This is a genomic window from Pseudomonas sp. LBUM1671 (assembly GCF_059695685.1).
Genome location: NZ_CP166782.1, coordinates 159,280 through 175,254, shown reverse-complemented (window position 1 = coordinate 175,254; position 15,975 = coordinate 159,280). Strand labels below are relative to the sequence as shown.

General features: G+C 60.8%; 17 protein-coding genes and 1 pseudogene. 6 read left to right on the top strand and 12 right to left on the bottom strand.

Annotated elements, in window-relative coordinates:
* Positions 1 to 262: 262 nt before the first annotated feature.
* The 6 genes from ACA060_RS00780 to ACA060_RS00755 form a co-directional block, all read right to left on the bottom strand.
* The gene (locus tag ACA060_RS00780; RefSeq protein ID WP_497314848.1) at positions 263 to 898 is read right to left on the bottom strand and encodes an NADH:ubiquinone oxidoreductase subunit N; all 636 of its coding nucleotides are present in this window, start codon (positions 896 to 898) and stop codon (positions 263 to 265) included.
* Positions 899 to 979: 81 nt separating this feature from the next.
* Positions 980 to 2,428 (bottom strand): efflux transporter outer membrane subunit, encoded by a 1,449-nt coding sequence (locus ACA060_RS00775; protein ID WP_497314846.1) that lies wholly within the window; start codon positions 2,426 to 2,428, stop codon positions 980 to 982.
* Positions 2,425 to 3,312: an efflux RND transporter periplasmic adaptor subunit gene (locus tag ACA060_RS00770; RefSeq protein ID WP_109627214.1), complete on the bottom strand. Its 888-nt coding sequence runs from the start codon at positions 3,310 to 3,312 to the stop codon at positions 2,425 to 2,427. Before ACA060_RS00770 ends, ACA060_RS00775 begins: the two co-directional genes overlap by 4 nt.
* Positions 3,309 to 3,518, bottom strand: a complete 210-nt coding sequence (locus ACA060_RS00765) for a DUF1656 domain-containing protein (protein WP_008148151.1) — start codon at positions 3,516 to 3,518, stop codon at positions 3,309 to 3,311. The genes ACA060_RS00770 and ACA060_RS00765 overlap by 4 nt, the downstream gene beginning before the upstream one ends.
* Entirely contained in the window at positions 3,515 to 5,587 is a 2,073-nt protein-coding gene (locus ACA060_RS00760) for an FUSC family protein (protein ID WP_497314844.1), read from the bottom strand. The genes ACA060_RS00765 and ACA060_RS00760 overlap by 4 nt, the downstream gene beginning before the upstream one ends.
* A complete protein-coding gene (locus ACA060_RS00755; protein ID WP_497314842.1) occupies positions 5,584 to 6,012 on the bottom strand; it encodes a MarR family winged helix-turn-helix transcriptional regulator in 429 nt (142 codons plus the stop codon). The genes ACA060_RS00760 and ACA060_RS00755 overlap by 4 nt, the downstream gene beginning before the upstream one ends.
* A 197-nt stretch (positions 6,013 to 6,209) precedes the next feature.
* On the opposite strand from ACA060_RS00755, the gene ACA060_RS00750 reads away from it, so the two are divergent.
* The gene (locus ACA060_RS00750) at positions 6,210 to 6,488 is read left to right on the top strand and encodes an antitoxin of toxin-antitoxin stability system (protein ID WP_497314840.1); all 279 of its coding nucleotides are present in this window, start codon (positions 6,210 to 6,212) and stop codon (positions 6,486 to 6,488) included.
* On the top strand, positions 6,485 to 6,808 hold the full coding sequence (locus ACA060_RS00745; RefSeq protein WP_497314838.1) for a type II toxin-antitoxin system RelE/ParE family toxin: 324 nt from the start codon (positions 6,485 to 6,487) through the stop codon (positions 6,806 to 6,808). Before ACA060_RS00750 ends, ACA060_RS00745 begins: the two co-directional genes overlap by 4 nt.
* Here the strand turns inward: ACA060_RS00745 and ACA060_RS00740 are convergent.
* Together ACA060_RS00740 and ACA060_RS00735 are read right to left on the bottom strand one after the other, a co-directional pair.
* Positions 6,769 to 7,014 (bottom strand): DUF2789 domain-containing protein, encoded by a 246-nt coding sequence (locus tag ACA060_RS00740; protein ID WP_497314836.1) that lies wholly within the window; start codon positions 7,012 to 7,014, stop codon positions 6,769 to 6,771. The genes ACA060_RS00745 and ACA060_RS00740 overlap by 40 nt on opposite strands.
* Positions 7,015 to 7,152: 138 nt before the next feature.
* Entirely contained in the window at positions 7,153 to 7,614 is a 462-nt protein-coding gene (locus ACA060_RS00735; protein ID WP_497314834.1) for an aminoacyl-tRNA deacylase, read from the bottom strand.
* A 198-nt stretch (positions 7,615 to 7,812) separates the two neighbouring features.
* Between ACA060_RS00735 and ACA060_RS00730 the strand changes: the two genes are divergently transcribed.
* The 4 genes and pseudogenes from ACA060_RS00730 (at position 7,813) to ACA060_RS00715 (ending at position 10,443) form a co-directional block, all read left to right on the top strand.
* Positions 7,813 to 8,343, top strand: coding sequence for an NfeD family protein (locus tag ACA060_RS00730; RefSeq protein WP_497318148.1), 531 nt, complete (start codon positions 7,813 to 7,815; stop codon positions 8,341 to 8,343).
* Between the two features lie 2 nt (positions 8,344 to 8,345).
* On the top strand, positions 8,346 to 9,104 hold the full coding sequence (locus ACA060_RS00725; RefSeq protein ID WP_094469722.1) for a slipin family protein: 759 nt from the start codon (positions 8,346 to 8,348) through the stop codon (positions 9,102 to 9,104).
* Positions 9,105 to 9,430: 326 nt separating this feature from the next.
* Positions 9,431 to 9,814 carry a DUF6124 family protein gene (locus ACA060_RS00720; RefSeq protein WP_497314832.1) on the top strand — a complete coding sequence of 128 codons (384 nt, stop codon included), beginning with the start codon at positions 9,431 to 9,433 and terminating at the stop codon, positions 9,812 to 9,814.
* A gap of 144 nt (positions 9,815 to 9,958) precedes the next feature.
* A pseudogene (locus tag ACA060_RS00715) lies at positions 9,959 to 10,443 on the top strand (PIN domain-containing protein).
* On the opposite strand, the gene ACA060_RS00710 reads toward ACA060_RS00715, so the two are convergent.
* The 4 genes from ACA060_RS00710 to ACA060_RS00695 all read right to left on the bottom strand — a co-directional run bounded on the left by ACA060_RS00710 (position 10,424) and on the right by ACA060_RS00695 (position 15,776).
* On the bottom strand, positions 10,424 to 12,010 hold the full coding sequence (locus ACA060_RS00710) for an efflux transporter outer membrane subunit (RefSeq protein WP_497314830.1): 1,587 nt from the start codon (positions 12,008 to 12,010) through the stop codon (positions 10,424 to 10,426). The pseudogene ACA060_RS00715 and the gene ACA060_RS00710 sit on opposite strands and share 20 nt — an antisense overlap.
* Positions 12,007 to 13,074, bottom strand: a complete 1,068-nt coding sequence (locus ACA060_RS00705; RefSeq protein WP_109627194.1) for an HlyD family secretion protein — start codon at positions 13,072 to 13,074, stop codon at positions 12,007 to 12,009. Before ACA060_RS00705 ends, ACA060_RS00710 begins: the two co-directional genes overlap by 4 nt.
* Before the next feature lie 26 nt (positions 13,075 to 13,100).
* Positions 13,101 to 14,636 (bottom strand): MFS transporter, encoded by a 1,536-nt coding sequence (locus tag ACA060_RS00700; protein ID WP_497314828.1) that lies wholly within the window; start codon positions 14,634 to 14,636, stop codon positions 13,101 to 13,103.
* Between the two features lie 219 nt (positions 14,637 to 14,855).
* Entirely contained in the window at positions 14,856 to 15,776 is a 921-nt protein-coding gene (locus tag ACA060_RS00695; protein ID WP_109627191.1) for a LysR family transcriptional regulator, read from the bottom strand.
* Positions 15,777 to 15,975: the final 199 nt, after the last annotated feature.

Below are 15,975 nucleotides of genomic sequence, written 5' to 3'. Positions count from 1 at the left end.
CGTTGTTGAAAATGTGGTCGTCTTCCCTGAACCCATGACGGGTTGCGGTCACGACTGCGCTAAAAGTGCGATGCAGATTAGCATCAGGCGCACCGGGCGGCCCAATGTTTAAAGGTTAAAGAGTGTCTATGGACCGCACATGAGGGTTGAGAGTTTCGGCGGGCATGAAATCGCCATCGCGGGCAAGCCCGCTCCCACAGGTTTATCGCAATCCTGTGGGAGCGGGCTTGCCCGCGATGGCGTCAGTACGGACGACACACATTCAGGAATACTGGACTTCCATCTCATCCAGCTGATGATCAAAGCTTTTCAGCCGCGCCGTCCACGTATACACCAGCACTTCAAAGTCGCGATTGATGACGGCCCCGCCCGTCACTTCCGCGCGCGGATCGCAGAAGTCCAGTTGATAGCGTTCGCGGGCCATGGCGGCGGCAACATCGGAGAGTTCACGGGCATTGTTGAGCCAGTGCCTGTCGTCTTCGGAGACTTGCTTGTCCAGTTCCAGGCACTGCTTTTTCAGGGTCTCGAGGCTTTTTTCCAGTGGCGTGCCGGTCAGTTCGCCCATGACTTCCTGAAAGGTGCGCCCGGGTTGCCAGTAGCTGCCCCAGAAATACCGGTCAAACACTGTTTCGACCCGACGCAACGCCACCTTGGTGTCCCAGATCAGCACCAGGGTCTTGCCTTGTTCGAGTTGTCTTTTTTTGATGCGCTGGCCCTGGACTGAAGCCCAGGCCACCACGACGATTGCCATCACGGCAATCAGCGCGGCAGCGCTGTCGAGGAACACCAGAGCCTTGTCGATCTGGTGGGCCAGCATGATGCCGTAGAAATAGGTGGCCGACAGCAGGAGCAATGCCGTAATAGCGCACCAGAAGCCGGGAGCATAAGGGTTTTTCATTATTAGATCCCCATGACCAACGCGAGCCTTGATCGATGAAGCCAACGCGCGACCTCATCAAATCAAAGCATAGCAACGGCCTCAGGGTTTGCCGGGCTGTGACGCTTGCGTTCGTCCGCTTTCCCAGCCGCCGCCCAAGGCGAGGAACAGATCGATCTGGCTCATGGCAACCTGGGTGTTGGCGGCGGCCAGTTGCGCCCGTACATCGGTGTAAGTGCGGGTGGCTTGCAGGTCCGCCAGGAACGACGCGCGGCCGGCCTGGAAGAAGCGGTGGGTCTGGTCAGCGGCCAATTGCGCCGATTGTTCGGCGTCGGCCAACGCATCGCGACGTTGCAGCAGCGCCGAGTACTGCGCCAGGCCGGTCTGGGTCTCGCGGATGGCGTTGAGCACCACGCCATCGAAATGCGCCAACGTGCCTTGGGTGGCCGCTTCCGCCTCGCGGATTCGCGCCCGGGAACCGTTGGACGGCACGGTCCAGGTCAGCAACGGGCCGAAGCCCCAGCGATTGGTCGCCGGTTTGCCGAGGTTTTCCAGGATGCCGACGGTACCGACCGTCGCGCCGATGCTGATGTCCGGGTACAACTCGCCCGTGGCGATACCGATGCCGGCGGTCGCGGCCGCCAGTCGGCGTTCGGCCTGACGCACATCGGGTCGGCGCTTGAGCAAGGTAGCGCCGTCACCGACTGGCAACAATTGAGTGATTGTCGGCAGTTCGTTGCAGGTGGCGGTCCCGGCCGGCAACTGCTCGACCGGTTTGGCCAACAGCATCGACAAACGGAACAATCCGGCCTGACGCGCCGCTTCATAACGCGGCATGTCAGCGCGCAAGGATTTGAATTGAGTTTGCGAACGGGTGACCTGGGTTTCGTCGCCGCGCCCGGCATCGCGCAGACGCTGGATCAACGTGGTGCCTTGAGCCTGCAGGTCGAGGGAATGCTGGGCGATTTCCTGCTCTTCATTGGCCGCGCACACTTGGGTATAAGCCCGAACTACATCGGCCACCAACGTGATGCGTGCGGTATCGGCGGCGGCTTGAGTCGCGTCGGCATTGGCCTTGGCCGCTTCGATCCCGCGTTGCAAGGTACCGAACAGGTCGAACTGATACGACGTGGTAATGCCAATGTCGCCGACGTTGGCCACCGGCACTTTATCCGCCAGCAAGAACGCTTCGCCGGATTCCTGCAAGCGCTGCGCGCCGATCTTCACACCGCCGCTCCAGCCGCCCGCCGCCTGCGCTTCGTCGACTTGAGCGCGGGCCCGGGCAAGGCTCGCCGCCGCCACGCGCAAATCGGTGTTGCTGGCCATGGCCTGCTGCACCAGTTGGTCAAGGCGCGGATCCTGATACAGGCGCCACCAATCGGCAGGCACCGGGGCCGACACGACATTTTTACCGTTTACCGTCAGGTTGCCCTGCAAGTCTTCGCGGTGGATAGCGGCCTCTTCCGGCAGATGATAATCCGGCCCGACCACCTGACAGGCCGACAGCAAAAAACCTAAGCCGACAACCGCCAAACCCGAGGCCCTGCTCATTTCGCGGGCTCCTGCGGTTGGTCATCCATGATCGACACTGTGGCGGTGCGCCCGGCGATCATGCGGAAGTCCGCCGGCACGTCGTCAAAGGCAATCCGCACCGGAATCCGCTGGGCCAGACGCACCCAGCTGAACGCCGGATTGACGTTGGGCAACAGGTTGCTGCCGCTGCTGCGGTCGCGGTCCTCGATGCCGGCGACGATGCTTTCCACATGGCCGCGCAAACGCGCGCGGTCGCCGACCACCCGAATGTCGACACTCTGGCCGACATGAATACCGTCGAGTTTGGTTTCTTCGAAATAGCCGTCGATGTGGAATGAATTGCTGTCCACCACCGACAACACCGGGCGCCCGGCGGTGACGAATTCCTGCGCACGCGGCGCGCGGTCGTTGACGTAACCGTCCACCGGGCTGCGAATGGTCGAGCGGTCGAGGTTAAGCTGGGCGCTGTCCACCGCCACCTGGGCTTCCATCAAGGCCACTTCGGCGCGGGCCACGCGGGACTGGCTTTCTTCCAGTTGCTCGCCCGGCACCAGATTGCCGAGGCCACGGTTACGCTTGGCTTCGCGTTGCGCCTGGGCCAGGGTTTCCTGGCGATCGGCGACCGCAGCCTTGGCTTGACGCAGGGCTAGCTTGAAGCGGTCCTGATCGATACTGAACAGCACCTGGCCGCGCGTCACCAACTGGTTGTCGCGCACCTGCACTTGCTGGATCAGCCCGGACACGTCCGGGGCGATCTGCACGATGTCAGCACGGATGTGCCCGTCCCGGGTCCAGGGCGCGAACATGTAATACATCACCATGCGCCAGACCACGACGACGGCGAAGGTCACGATCAGCAGGGTCAGGACCACGCGACCGAGGGTCAAAAAAGGCTTTTTCATGTCATCAGGTATCGACTGAGTGAGTCCACGGCGCCGAGCAGCAAGGCGTAGAGAGCCACGTTAAACAATGCCCGGTGCCAGACCAGACGGTAAAAGTGCAGGCGCGTCAGCAACCCGTGCACCAACAGGAACAGCACGTACGTAATGCCCATCAGCACCAGCAGCGTGGGGAGGAACACTCCGCTGATATCCAGATCACCGATCATAAAGGCGCTCCATCGATGCCATGGGGAAGCGGTTCTTCGAGTTCGCCCGAGGCGACGAATTCCACCCCCGGCAGCAGCGACAGGCGCAGACCGCTCAGGGCATGCAGCAGGTGCAGACGCGCGCCGTCATCGCACTCGGTGTTGAGGGCGCGACGGGTGCGGTCGAGGGTCATCAGCAGCGGGCTCGGTGCCGGCAATCGCTCGCCCGCCATCAAGCAGGCCTTGAAGTATTCGCCGACCTCGGCCACCACTTGATGCAGCAGCGCTTGCGGTGTGCCGTGCACTCGGGGCGTGTAGGCCAGCAGGTCGAGCAAATTCAGCGCTACGCGCACTTCCCGCAGCGCGATGCCGGTGTCTTGTCCGGTCATGGCCAGGCGCGGCAGATGCTGCATCAGGCGATCGAGCATCTGCACGCCGAGGTGCCGGTGTTCGGCCAGCGTGGCCGGCTCGGTCAGGCTGACAATGTCGCGCCAGCTGAACCGGGTCAGGCGCTTGGCCGCCAGTTCCGCACCGAATGGCCGGGCAATCAGGGTCCAGACAAAGGCGAACAGCAAGCCGACGGGGCCGGCCAGGTTGGAGTTGGCGAAACTGAGGAAATCCGCGTCGTAAGCGCCTTGAATGCTGATGAACGACGAGGTGTTGACCAGGGTCAGCAGCATGCCCAGGTAAAACTGCGGCTTGACCGTCAGGGTGCCGATGCAAATGAATGGCACGGAAAACGCCAGTACCAGCATCGGGAAGTCATGCAGGTTGGGCAGGACCAAGAACAGGTAAAGACTGGCAAACAACACCGACATCGCGGTCCAGAAAAAGAACCGGAAAATCTGCGGCGCCGGGTCGTCCATCGAGGCGAAGAAGCTGCACGCCACCGCCGCCAGAATCACCGCGGCGCCACCGTCGGTCCAGCCGAGCAGAATCCACAGCACCGAGGCGACAATGATCGCGGTCACCGTGGACGCCGCCGAATACAGCATCAGCCCACGGTCGAGAAACGGCGACAGGCGACCCAGTCGCCAGTGCCGATACACCGCGCGCCAGCTGTCCTGACTTTCGCACTGAATGGCGTATTGCAGGCTGCGGCAGTCTTGCCACACATCGATCCACTCGCCGAGGCGATACAGGGCGTTGGAAAACAGCAACTGCTTACGGTCATCCAGCGCTTCGGCGGACGGTTGCAAGGCCTCAAGTTGATCTTTCAGCGCTTGCCAGCGGGCGAGGTCGGCATCCTTGTGATCCAGCCATTCGGTGGTCGCGGTCAGCAGCGGTGCGAACTTATCCACAAGCTCGGGCGTGCGTCGTTCGAGGGCGTAGAGCGCGTCGTCGAGGGCGTCGATCACCGGCAACAGGTGAATCATCCGCCCGCGCAATTCCTTGGTATTGCGCACCGTCTGCGGCCGCGCGCCCTCGTGGGGCAACTGGCCGATCATCAGTTCCAGGCTGTTGAAGGTCGCCACCATCGCCGAGCGCAAGGCGCTGACTTCGTCCGGCTGCACGTTGCGGCTGAGAAAACGCAGGCTATAAGTCGAAGCATCGGCGAACCATTTGTTCACCGAATCGTTGAACACCGGCGCCAGCCGCCGTGGCCAGAACATGGCACCGACCACGGCCGCCACCGCAATGCCCAGGAAAATTTCTTCGGTCCGCGCTTCCGCGACATCCCACACCGCCAACGGGTTATCCACCACCGGCAAGGCAATCAGCGGCAAGGTGTAACCGGCGAGCATCAGCGCGTAACTGTTGGCCGTGCGCAGATGCAGCGACAGGAACAGCAACGTCCCGGTCCACAGCGCGATCACCACCACCAGCACATAGGGGCTCTGGACAAACATCGGCACGAAAAAAACCGCTGCCGCCGCACCGAGCAAGGTGCCGACTGCGCGGTACAAAGCTTTGGAACTGGTAGGGCCGACGAAAGGACTGGAAACGATGTACACCGTGGCCATCGCCCAATACGGACGCGGCATTTGCATGAGCATGGCGATGTACAGCGCAATCATCGACGCCGCGAACGTGCGTACCCCGTAAAACCAGTCCCGCGCCGGAGGAACGCCGGTAAAAAATCCGCTCAAGGGTTGGCCACCGACGGCGGGTTGGCCGCTTCAAAGGCTCTCAGCACCCGCAGCGTCGCTTCCAGATCACTGCGGTCGATCCCTTCGAGCACTTCATGGCGCAACCGCACCAACTCGATCTCGACAGCCTGCACCAACTCCCGACCGGTTTCCGTCAGGCTCAGGCATTTGGCGCGGCGATCATGAACATCTTCGGTGCGACGAACGTAGCCGGCATGACACAACTGATCGAGCAGACGCACCAGCGACGGACTCTCCATCCCCGCCGCATGCGCCACCGTCACCTGCCGCACACCCTCGCCCAGACGCCCGATCATCAACAACGGGACGGCGCAGGCTTCAGTGATTCCATAGTTGACCAGCGTGGTCTGGCAGATCTTCCGCCAATGCCTGGCGGCCACCACCATGGAGCTGCTGATGTTCATCTGGAGAGCGTCGAGGTTTTTCGGCACGAGGGGAAACACACACTGTTAGTTTGCTAACTATCAATATGGCATTGGAGGGGAAAGTTGGTCAAGTTTTGAAACAATTTGGCTGCCATCCGTCGCCAGTTGGCTGCCTGAATCAACATCGGTACTGAAGACGTATATACTTCGTCAGTATCCACTTCGAGGAAATGGAAATGTCCAAACAAGCTGTTTTTACGATGAAACTTGAACCAGAGCTGCGAGAAGAGTTCATGGCAGAAGCTGAAGCCTCCCATCGCCCCGCATCGCAAATCGTCAGGGAAATGATGCGTCAGTTCGTTCAAACACAACGAGAGTCGCGCGAGTACGAAGCGTTCTTGCAACGTAAAGTCGACACTGCACGTATTTCGATGCGAGCTGGCGAAGGCCTGACCAATGATGAAGTTGAAGCACAATTCGCTGCCAGGCGTGCGCAGGTAACCAAGAAAGGATGAAGATAATATGGACGCCCGCAGCAGCACAGGATCGTGCAGACATCTGGGATTACCTGTATGCAGTCAATCCAATAGCCGCCCTCGAAATGGACAACCGATTCATTGATGCGATATCTCGCATTTCCCAGTTTCCTGAAAGCGGCCCCGTCGGAATCATTACAGGTACTCGCGAGTCAATTCCCCATCAAAGCTATCGCTTGGTTTATCAGGTCGAAACGGACGCGGTCTGGATTCTCGCGCTTGTTCATACATCCCGACAGTGGCCCCAGAAAGGTAATTCTCACACCCCCCGCCCCTTCCTCATCAGCACATCCAGTTGATCCACCACCTCCGCCCAATCTGCATCATCCAGAATCTCCTCCCGCAATAACTGCGCTTGGCTTTCGCTCCAGAAAAATGCATCGGCCAGATGCAATTCAGACTTGAGCGGTGAGTGGGTGGCGATGAATTTATCGATGCTTTCAGCGTCGTCCGGCAGGCCGAGTTGTTTGAACAGGGAAGGGAGGGTGTGGGTTGGGGATTCCATGTCTGGCTCCTGTTTATGGCAGATGATGGGGTGACTGCTTTGCAGTCAATCGCGGGCAAGCCACGTGCCCACAGGATTGCGATAGCCCTGTGGGAGCGTGGCTTGCCCGCGAAGACGGTATCACTAACGCCGCAAAACTCACTGGCTCAACTCACGCACCTCCGCATGCGGCACCATTTTCAGAAACTCTGGCACGTTCATGTGCAGCAGATTGATGTGGTTGCCGGCTTCAAGGTAAATGTCTTTCTGCCGGGTCAGCAGAGGGTCGATGACCACGTCGAGCCCATAGGCCTCGCCAAGGGCGGGCACGGCGCCGCGTTCGCAATCATCGAACAGGTGCGGCAGGTTGCTTTCCCGGGAGACCTGCCATTCGCCACTGCTGCGCACTTTGCTCAGGTCCAGATGGCGACTGGCGGGCAGCACGGCCATCAGGAAATGCCCGTGTTGGTCGTCGAGGATGACTGACTTGGCCACCCGTTCAGCAGGAATGCCCGCGAGTCGCGCGGTTTCAAGGCTGCTGGCCGAGTGCGGGTGGGACACGATGTCATATTCGCAGTGCGCCTTCTCCAGGCTGCTCTGCAGGGTTTTTGCCATACGCATGATGCACCTCGGTGTCCGCAAACACTGTTTGGCGGACGATGGTTAACACTTTTCTTCGTACTGAAAGTCTAGGCCCGCTGGGGGATTGCGCAGGGAAATCTGCCCATCGGCGGACGTCAACAACTGATCAAAATTCGTCCAATCGAGAGCTCAGCTAGACTGTATAAAGAACCATCAATGACTCTCCCGGAGGGTCACGTGAACATTCGTTGCTGTGCAGTTGCGTCGCTGTTGGTCGTGAGCGGATCGGTCTTCGCCGCGGACACCGTCGTCCTGCTGGCCCCCAACCCTATCGGGATCTGGCTGATCACATTCGGCATCGCCTTTCTGATCGCCGAAGCGGCGCTGCCCAATTACGGCGTGATCGGGTTGGGCGGCATTGTGATGTTCGTGATTGGCGCGGTGGTTCTGACCAACACAGAAGTGCCTGTGCCATTGATGATCGGCCTCGGTCTGATCAGCGCCCTGCTGCTGGTTGCCCTGCTGATTCACGCCCTGAAAACCCGACCACGCGAAAACGTCAGTGGCGATGCAGGACTGGTGGGCAGCGTGACCCCGGTGATGTCGCTGGCCGGCAATGACTACAACGGCTGGGTGCATCTGCAAGGAGAGAAGTGGCAAGTCCTCAGCACTACGCCGCTGCAACCCGGGCAAAAGGTCCGGGTGGTGGCGCGCAAGGGATTACTGCTGAAAGTGGCCGCGGCTGATGCGGCGTCGAAGGGAGAATAGACATGGGCCTGCAACTGGGTTTTGCCGCGCTGCTGTTACTGCTGATCGCGCTGGCGGGATCGACCTTCCGCATCCTGCGCGAATACGAACGCGGGGTGGTGTTCCAGCTCGGGCGCTTCTGGCAGGTCAAGGGGCCTGGCCTGATCCTGCTGATTCCGGTGGTCCAGCAAATGGTCCGCGTCGACCTGCGCACGGTGGTGCTCGACGTGCCGCCGCAAGACGTGATCACCCGCGACAACGTCTCGGTCAAGGTCAACGCGGTGCTGTATTTCCGCGTGCTCGACCCACAGAAAGCCATCATCCAGGTCGAAGATTTTCTCATGGCCACCAGCCAACTGGCCCAGACCACGTTGCGGGCGGTGCTCGGTAAACATGAACTCGATGAACTGCTGGCCGAACGGGAGCGGCTGAACATCGACATCCAGCAAGTGCTCGACGCCCAGACCGATGCCTGGGGCATCAAGGTCGCGAACGTCGAGATCAAGCACGTGGACCTCAACGAATCGATGGTCCGCGCCATCGCCAAACAGGCCGAAGCCGAACGGGAACGCCGGGCCAAGGTGATTCACGCCGAAGGTGAATTGCAGGCTTCGGAAAAACTGATGCAAGCGGCCGAGATGCTGGGGCGTCAGCCGGGGGCGATGCAGTTGCGGTACATGCAGACGTTGAGTTCGATTGCCGGGGACAAGACAGCGACGATTGTCTTTCCGCTGCCGATCGAATTGCTCAAGGGGATGGCGGATTTGTCGTCCAAATCCTGACCCTCTGCGAAAACACCAACGTCTGGTAACTCCGTCGGAGATTTCCTTCAAGTTGTAGTGGTGTTGGTGAACTTGTTCCGGCCTGAACCCAGGTCTAGTCTGGGTTTGTCACTGAATAAACGGTGACACGGACGTGCAAGTCCGACGAAACTGTTTGGGTCGCAATTGCCATGTCTCATTGCTTAATGGCGGCTGCGCGCAGGAGATCCTCGGATCTGCTGGGTGTCCTAAACAGTCCCGGTCTTGCACACCTGCGCTCGGCCGCCACCCCATTCGCGTGCAAGCGAACGGTGACGGCTCTCACTTACTGTTTAGGATTTTTATATATGCACAAGAACACTCCGAATCCGCCAGGTAACCCTGGCACCGATTCCGACGATTCTCTCGAAGCCGAAAAACTCAAGGAAGCCGCTGACCGCGCCTTCGCCCACTACTTCCCCCCGGCTGACGGAAAACCAGCCAAACGCCGCAAAGGCCATCTTTTCACCGTCTCCCCCGACATCGACACCGAAGCCCTGCTAGCCAATGCCTCCGAAGACTTGTTGTCCATCAGCGCCATTGCGGCCGATCTCGCGGATGACGTGGACGGGACACGGCGCTCGGTCGCCCTGGCGCTCAGCCGTATGGCCGATGGTGTGCAGTTGCTGGTTGAGCGGGCGATGGATCATTGGGAGGCGTTGCAGATTCAGCAGGCTCAGGCAAAGGTTTAGCCGGGTAGATTTGTGGTGAGTTGTAGATCGATATCGCGGGCAAGCCCGCTCCCACAGGGATCGCAGTCGTACACAAACTTTGTGTTCACCGAAAATCACCTGTGGGAGCGGGCTTGCCCGCGATGGCGTCAGTGCTGTCAATGCATGACTTGGCAACTAACGCCTTATAAATGGCTAAACCTGCCGCAGTTGTTGACTTACATCGCTCACATTGAAAACCCTCAAAGCTCTACGGCCTCAATTGACTACTTCACGTCTTCGGTCAAACTAGAACTGGCTACCCGCGGCATCGTTTCCAAGGAGGCTCAAGACACTTACGTCCGCGCCCTTAAGGCTCACAATGTTGCCGTTCACTATGGTCGCCACCAACTCGAACCTGCACGCGCGCCCTGTCCGGGGATACAGACATGGCTCCCGCACTGAAAGCCATCCGGGAAGACTTTCCTCAAATAAACGTAGGTATCGTTCTTCCATACAGGAAAGGGTTCAAACGAATCCCACCCGGTTCGTTGAAAGAACACTCGCACTGGATGCGAAAAGCCATCTCCGCAGAAGAGTTGCAGTCACACCAGTTTCCGGACAAGGTACCTACCCGTAAGGCCCCGGCCATCAGACCGGATTACTGGTAACGACGCTAACCAACGGATACACCGACTCCCATCCCCCACCCAACGCCTTATACAAACCCACCATCGCCAGCGACACCCCGGTCGAGCTCTCCACAAACTGTTCCTGAGTCGCCAACAACGCGCCTTGCACCGTGAGGACGTTGACGAAATCCACTACCCCTTCCACATATTGCTGCTGCGCGGTGCGCAGGGCGATCTGGTTTTGGCGGACAGCTTCGGCGAGGCTGTCGCGGCGCAGTTGGCTGGCGTTGTAGGCGCTCAGTTGATCGTCGATTTCATGCCATGCGCGCAGTACGGTTTGCTGGTAGGCGACGGCGGCTTCCTGTTGCTGGGCCTCGCGTAAATTCAGGACCCCGCGCAGGCGGCCGCCGTCGAACAGCGGCAGGCTGAATTGCGGACCGATGCCGAACGCGCGCGAGCCCCAGGAGCCGAAATCGCTGAGCTGCATGGCTTGTGAACCGATGTTGCCGGACAGGGTTATCCGCGGATAGAAGTCACCCTTGGCCACGCCGATGCTCGCAGTGGCGGCATGCAGGCGGGCTTCGGCCTGACGGATGTCCGGGCGGCGTTCGGCCAGTTGCGACGGCAGCCCGATGGCGACCTGACGCGGGGTAGGCGGCACGGGGGCGTCTGTGGATAACTCGGCGTGCAGCGCTTGCGGCGGTTCGCCCATCAACAGGCTAAGCGCGTTGATCAGTTGTGATTGGCGCTGTTCCAGTGCCGGCAGGCGCGATTCGATGGCGGCGACTTGCGCGGCCGCTTCGGCGACGTCCAGGTCGGTGGCAACGCCGTCGGCCAGGCGCAGTTGCGAGAGCTTCAGGCTGTGTCGGGCGACGTCGAGGTTTTGCTCGGTGACGACTCGGGTGCTCTGCACGCCGCGCAGTTGAATGTAGTCCTGAGCCGTTTCGGCGAGCACCGACAGCAGCACGCCACGGCGATCGTTTTCCGCGACTTCCAGGGTCGCGTCGGCGGCTTCGGTTTCACGACGTACGCGGCCCCAGAAATCCAGCTCCCAAGAGGCGGAGAAACCGGCGTCCCAGAGGTTGAACGCCGAATTGCCGTTGTTGCCCGATGGGTCGTTCAGACCTTCGCCGCTGTTGCGTTTGCGCCCGTAACTGCCGGTGGCGGCGGTGTTGGGATAACGGTCAGCGGTGATCACCTGGCGGGCGGCGCGACTTTGCTGCAAGCGGCTGCTGGCGAGTTTCAGGTCGAGGTTATCCGTCAGGGCGCGCTGGGTCAGAGCGGCGAGTTTCGGGTCGTTGAAGACTTCCCACCAGCGTTCGTTCATGTCGGTGGGGACTGCTTCGCTGGCGGCGGTTTTGGACGGTTTTGACCATTCGGTGATTTGTTGGGGTTGAGGTTTTTTAAACTCTGGGCCGACGGTGCAGGCTGAAAGGCTCATGACCAGCAAGGCGCATAAGGTGAGTTGGGGCCGGCGGCCTCTTCGCGAGCAGGCTCGCTCCCACAGGGGATCTCCTTTTGTACCAAGATTGTGTGCATTGAACCGGCCCAATGTGGGAGCGGGCTTGCTCGCGAAGGCGTCAGCCCGGTCAACAAAGCTCTTCATCGCTGAACCACCTCAGACGCAGTCGCCCCATCGGCGGTATCAATGCTCGCTTCAACCGACATCCCAACCCGCAACCGCTCGGCCAATGCCTGACCCGGTTCCAGCACAATCTTCACCGGAATCCGCTGCACCACTTTAGTGAAGTTACCGGTGGCATTGTCCGGTTTGATCGACGCAAAGGTCACACCGGTGGCCGGCGCGATACTCTCGACGCGCCCCGTTAAAACCTCACCGCCGAGGCTGTCGACACGCACTTGCACGTCCTGCCCCGGCTTCACGTCAGTCAGTTGGGTTTCCTGAAAGTTGGCCACCACGTAAGCCTGTGCCAGCGGCACCACTGCCAGAATCTTGCTGCCCGGCGTCACGTAAGCGCCAACCCGCACCGCCCGCTCACCCACCATGCCGTCCTGAGGAGCAACGATGCGCGTGTAAGACAGCTCGTAGCTGGCCATTTCCAACGCCGCTTGCGCCCGTTTCAATCCACCGTCAGCCGCGTCGCGCTGAGCGGTAAGGATCTCTACCTGCTTGCGCTCCGCCGCCAGCACCGCCGTGACGTTGGCCAACCGCGCGGTGGCCTGATCGATGCGCGTGCGCGCTTGCTGCGCATTCTGCACCGTGCCGGCACCGACTCCGGCCAAGTGGTTGTAGCGGTTCAGTTCGTGCTCGGCGAAGGCCATTTCAGCCTTGGCCGACACCACCGTGGCCTGGGCCTGAGCGATCACGGACGTCTGGCGCTCAAGGGTTGCCCGAGCGTTTTGCAGTTGCGCCCTGGCCACCAGCGTTTCGGCGTCGGCGGCCTGGGCGGCGGCACGCAGGTCGCGGTCGTCGATCAACGCCAGCAATTGCCCGGCCTTGACCTGCTGGTTGTCCTCCACCAGCACTTCCTTGATGAAGCCCGCGACGCGAGGCACCACCAGGGTGAAGTCCGCCGAGACGAAGGCGTCGTTGGTGCTCTGCTGCGTGCGCTTGCCAAAAACGCCTGGCGCCAGCAAATAAATCAGCACGCCGACCGCCACCACTGCGGCGACGCCGACCACCACTTTTTGATTTGTTTGAGTCGTCATAAAAACCTTCTGTTTCAGTGAAGCGTTCATGTCGGTGCGCGCGGTGGATAAATCCGCGTCGGCAGCCAGAAAATCAGCAGGATCAGCGCCAGCGCGACGCCGGCCATGCACAGATAAAGATCCGATGAGGTCAACACCACGGCCTGTTCATGCAGCCGATGAGCAAGACCGGCGCTGTCGCTGTCGGTCAGAGGGGAATTGCCGAGGTTGTCCACCAGCATGGTCGAATGGAAATGCAGCCTTGCCGTGGTCAACGCCTCGATCACCCCGGTAGCGACCACCGCTGACAGGCCTTTCACGGTGTTGAACCAGGCCGAGGCGTAAGGGCCTTCCATCGGCGTTATGCTGCCGGTGGAGAGCATCAGCAGCGGCAGCACCGCCATGGGTTGACCGAAGATTTGCAGCCATTGCAGCGCGTAGAAATCGTCACGAATCCACACCGACGTCAGCTGTGAACCACCGATGCACGACAGCGCCAACATGCTCAGTCCGAGCCCCAACACCCAGCGACAATCGACCCACCGCAGGTTGCACAGCGCCGCCACCAGGGGCAGCGCGATCAACTGTGGCAGGGCCGCCAGCAACATGATCGGTGCGGTCTGAACCGGGCGATAACCTTGCACCTGTGCCAGGTAGCTGGACGGAATGATGATCACCGCCAGCAACACCACCAGCACCCCGGCCAGGGTCAACAAGGCGAACGCCAGGTTGCGGATGCCGAGCATCTGCATCTTGAAAAACGGGATCGGCTGCGACCATTCGTTGATCAGGAACAGCACCAGCATCAACAGCCCGCCGCCGAGCAATCCGCAGATCAGGCTCGACTCGAACCAGTCCAGACGATTGCCTTGCAGGATGCCGATCACCAGCATGCAGATCGCCGGAAAACCCAGAAGCAAGCCGCGCCAGTTGAATTGCTTGAAGCGCTCCAGACGTAGCGGATCCTGCGGCAAACCGTACGCCACGGCCGCCATGGCAATCAGGCACGGAGCGATGATTTGCCAGAAGGTCCATTGCCAGCCGACGTACTCGGTCCACAAACCGGCCAGAGGAGTGCCGAGACCTGGGCCGAAAGTGGCCGTCAGCGCATAACCCGCCAGACCGTAGAGCTTCACGTTGGCCGGTAAAAAGCGCAGCGCGACGGTCATCAGCATCGGCGGAAGCGCACCCCCGGCCAGGCCTTGCAAGGTACGCATCAGCAGCAGGCTTTCGTAGTTCGGGGCGAACGGGCACAACACGCCCAACAGGGTGAAGGCGCTGATGGCGCAGAGGGTGAAGCGCCGCAGCGAGAAGGTCACTGCACACCACGGCGCGAAGGCCATGGCGGCTACCGAGGTCGCCGTGTAGCTGGCGACCAGCCAGGTGCCTTCGTCGTAGCCGATGGCCAATGCGCCACGAATGTCGGCCAGGGCGACCTTGGTCACCATCTCGTTGAGGCCCGACACCAGCACCGCCAGCAAGACCCCCACCAGACCGATGATGATTCGCGGGCCGAAGACGGGAGGCGTAACGGCGGCCGGACTGGTCGCGGCAAGAGGTGCCGTGACCGTGAGGGAAGTCATTTGCTGCAAGCTCCGGGGGTGGAATACCGAAGCATTTTAAGAAGCGTGGAACGTTACGAAAATTGACTTATCGGCAGGTTATAAGTGCGCCAGGTGCAGCAATACATATCCCTGTGGGAGCGGGCTTGCTCGCGAAGACGGCAGCCCATCCAACATCAATGTGACTGATACACCGCTATCGCGGGCAAGCCCGCTCCCACAAGGATTGGCGGTGAAACTTCAAGTGGGTTGCGCAGCCAGCCACGTTTCGTCACAGCAAGCCTTGAGCGTTTCTCGCAGCCAGCGGTGGGCCGGATCCTTGTCGAAACGCGGATGCCAGGCTTGGGTCAGCATGAGGGTGGGCAAGGGAATCGGCAGGGTAAACGAGCGCAGCTTCAAGCCCAGGCGTCGCACGCTCAACAACGCTTCCTTGGGCACCGGCAAAATCAGGTCGGAATCCGGCAGCGCAAACATCGCCGCGTGGAAGCTCGGCGCAATCACAGCCACCCGCCGCTCCAGCCCCAAGGCATTCAGTGCCGTATCGATAGGACCACGGGCAATGCCGCGCCGGGACATGCTGATATGCGAAAACCCGGCGAAACGTTCGGCCGTGATCTCTTCATCGAACAGCGGATGGTCCTCGCGAACCAGACCAACGAAATGAGTGGAGAACAGATTCTGCACCTTCACTTCCGGGGTCAGCGGCCGGGTGTTGCTGATGTTCAGGTCGATCCGCCCTTCGCGCAGCGCTTCATCATCGCCATCGCCTTCAGGGACGAAGCGCAGCTCGCAATGCGGCGCCTGGCGGTCGAGGGTGTCGAACAGCTTGCCGCCGTAAACGCCGACGAAAAAATCATTGGCGCGGATGCTGAACCGACGGCGCAATGAACCCAACTCCACCGCATCGGCCGAGCGAAACAGCAGCGCGGCCTGTTCCACGACGTCGCGCACTTGCTCGCGAAGTTCCAGCGCCTTGGGCGTAGGCACCAGTCCACGACCGGCACGCACCAGAATCGGGTCGCCGATGGCCTCGCGGATACGCGTGAGTGTTCGGCTCATGGCCGCCGGGCTGAGGTTCATCCGCCGCGCGGCGCCCACCACACTGCCCTCATCGAGCAAGGCGTCGAGGGCGACCAACAGGTTCATGTCCGGGAGTTGCATGCTGAGCACTCGTGCCTGGGATGGATTGATTCAGACGCAATGCTAGCAAACATTCCTCAAGTGATGTGTTGGTCGTACCGGCCCCATCGCGGGCAAGCCCGCTCCCACAGTGATCTCCGATGGATGCAGACTTTGTGTTCGACACATAACCCTGTGGGAGCGGGCTTGCCCGCGATGGGGCCGGTTCAGACACCGCAAA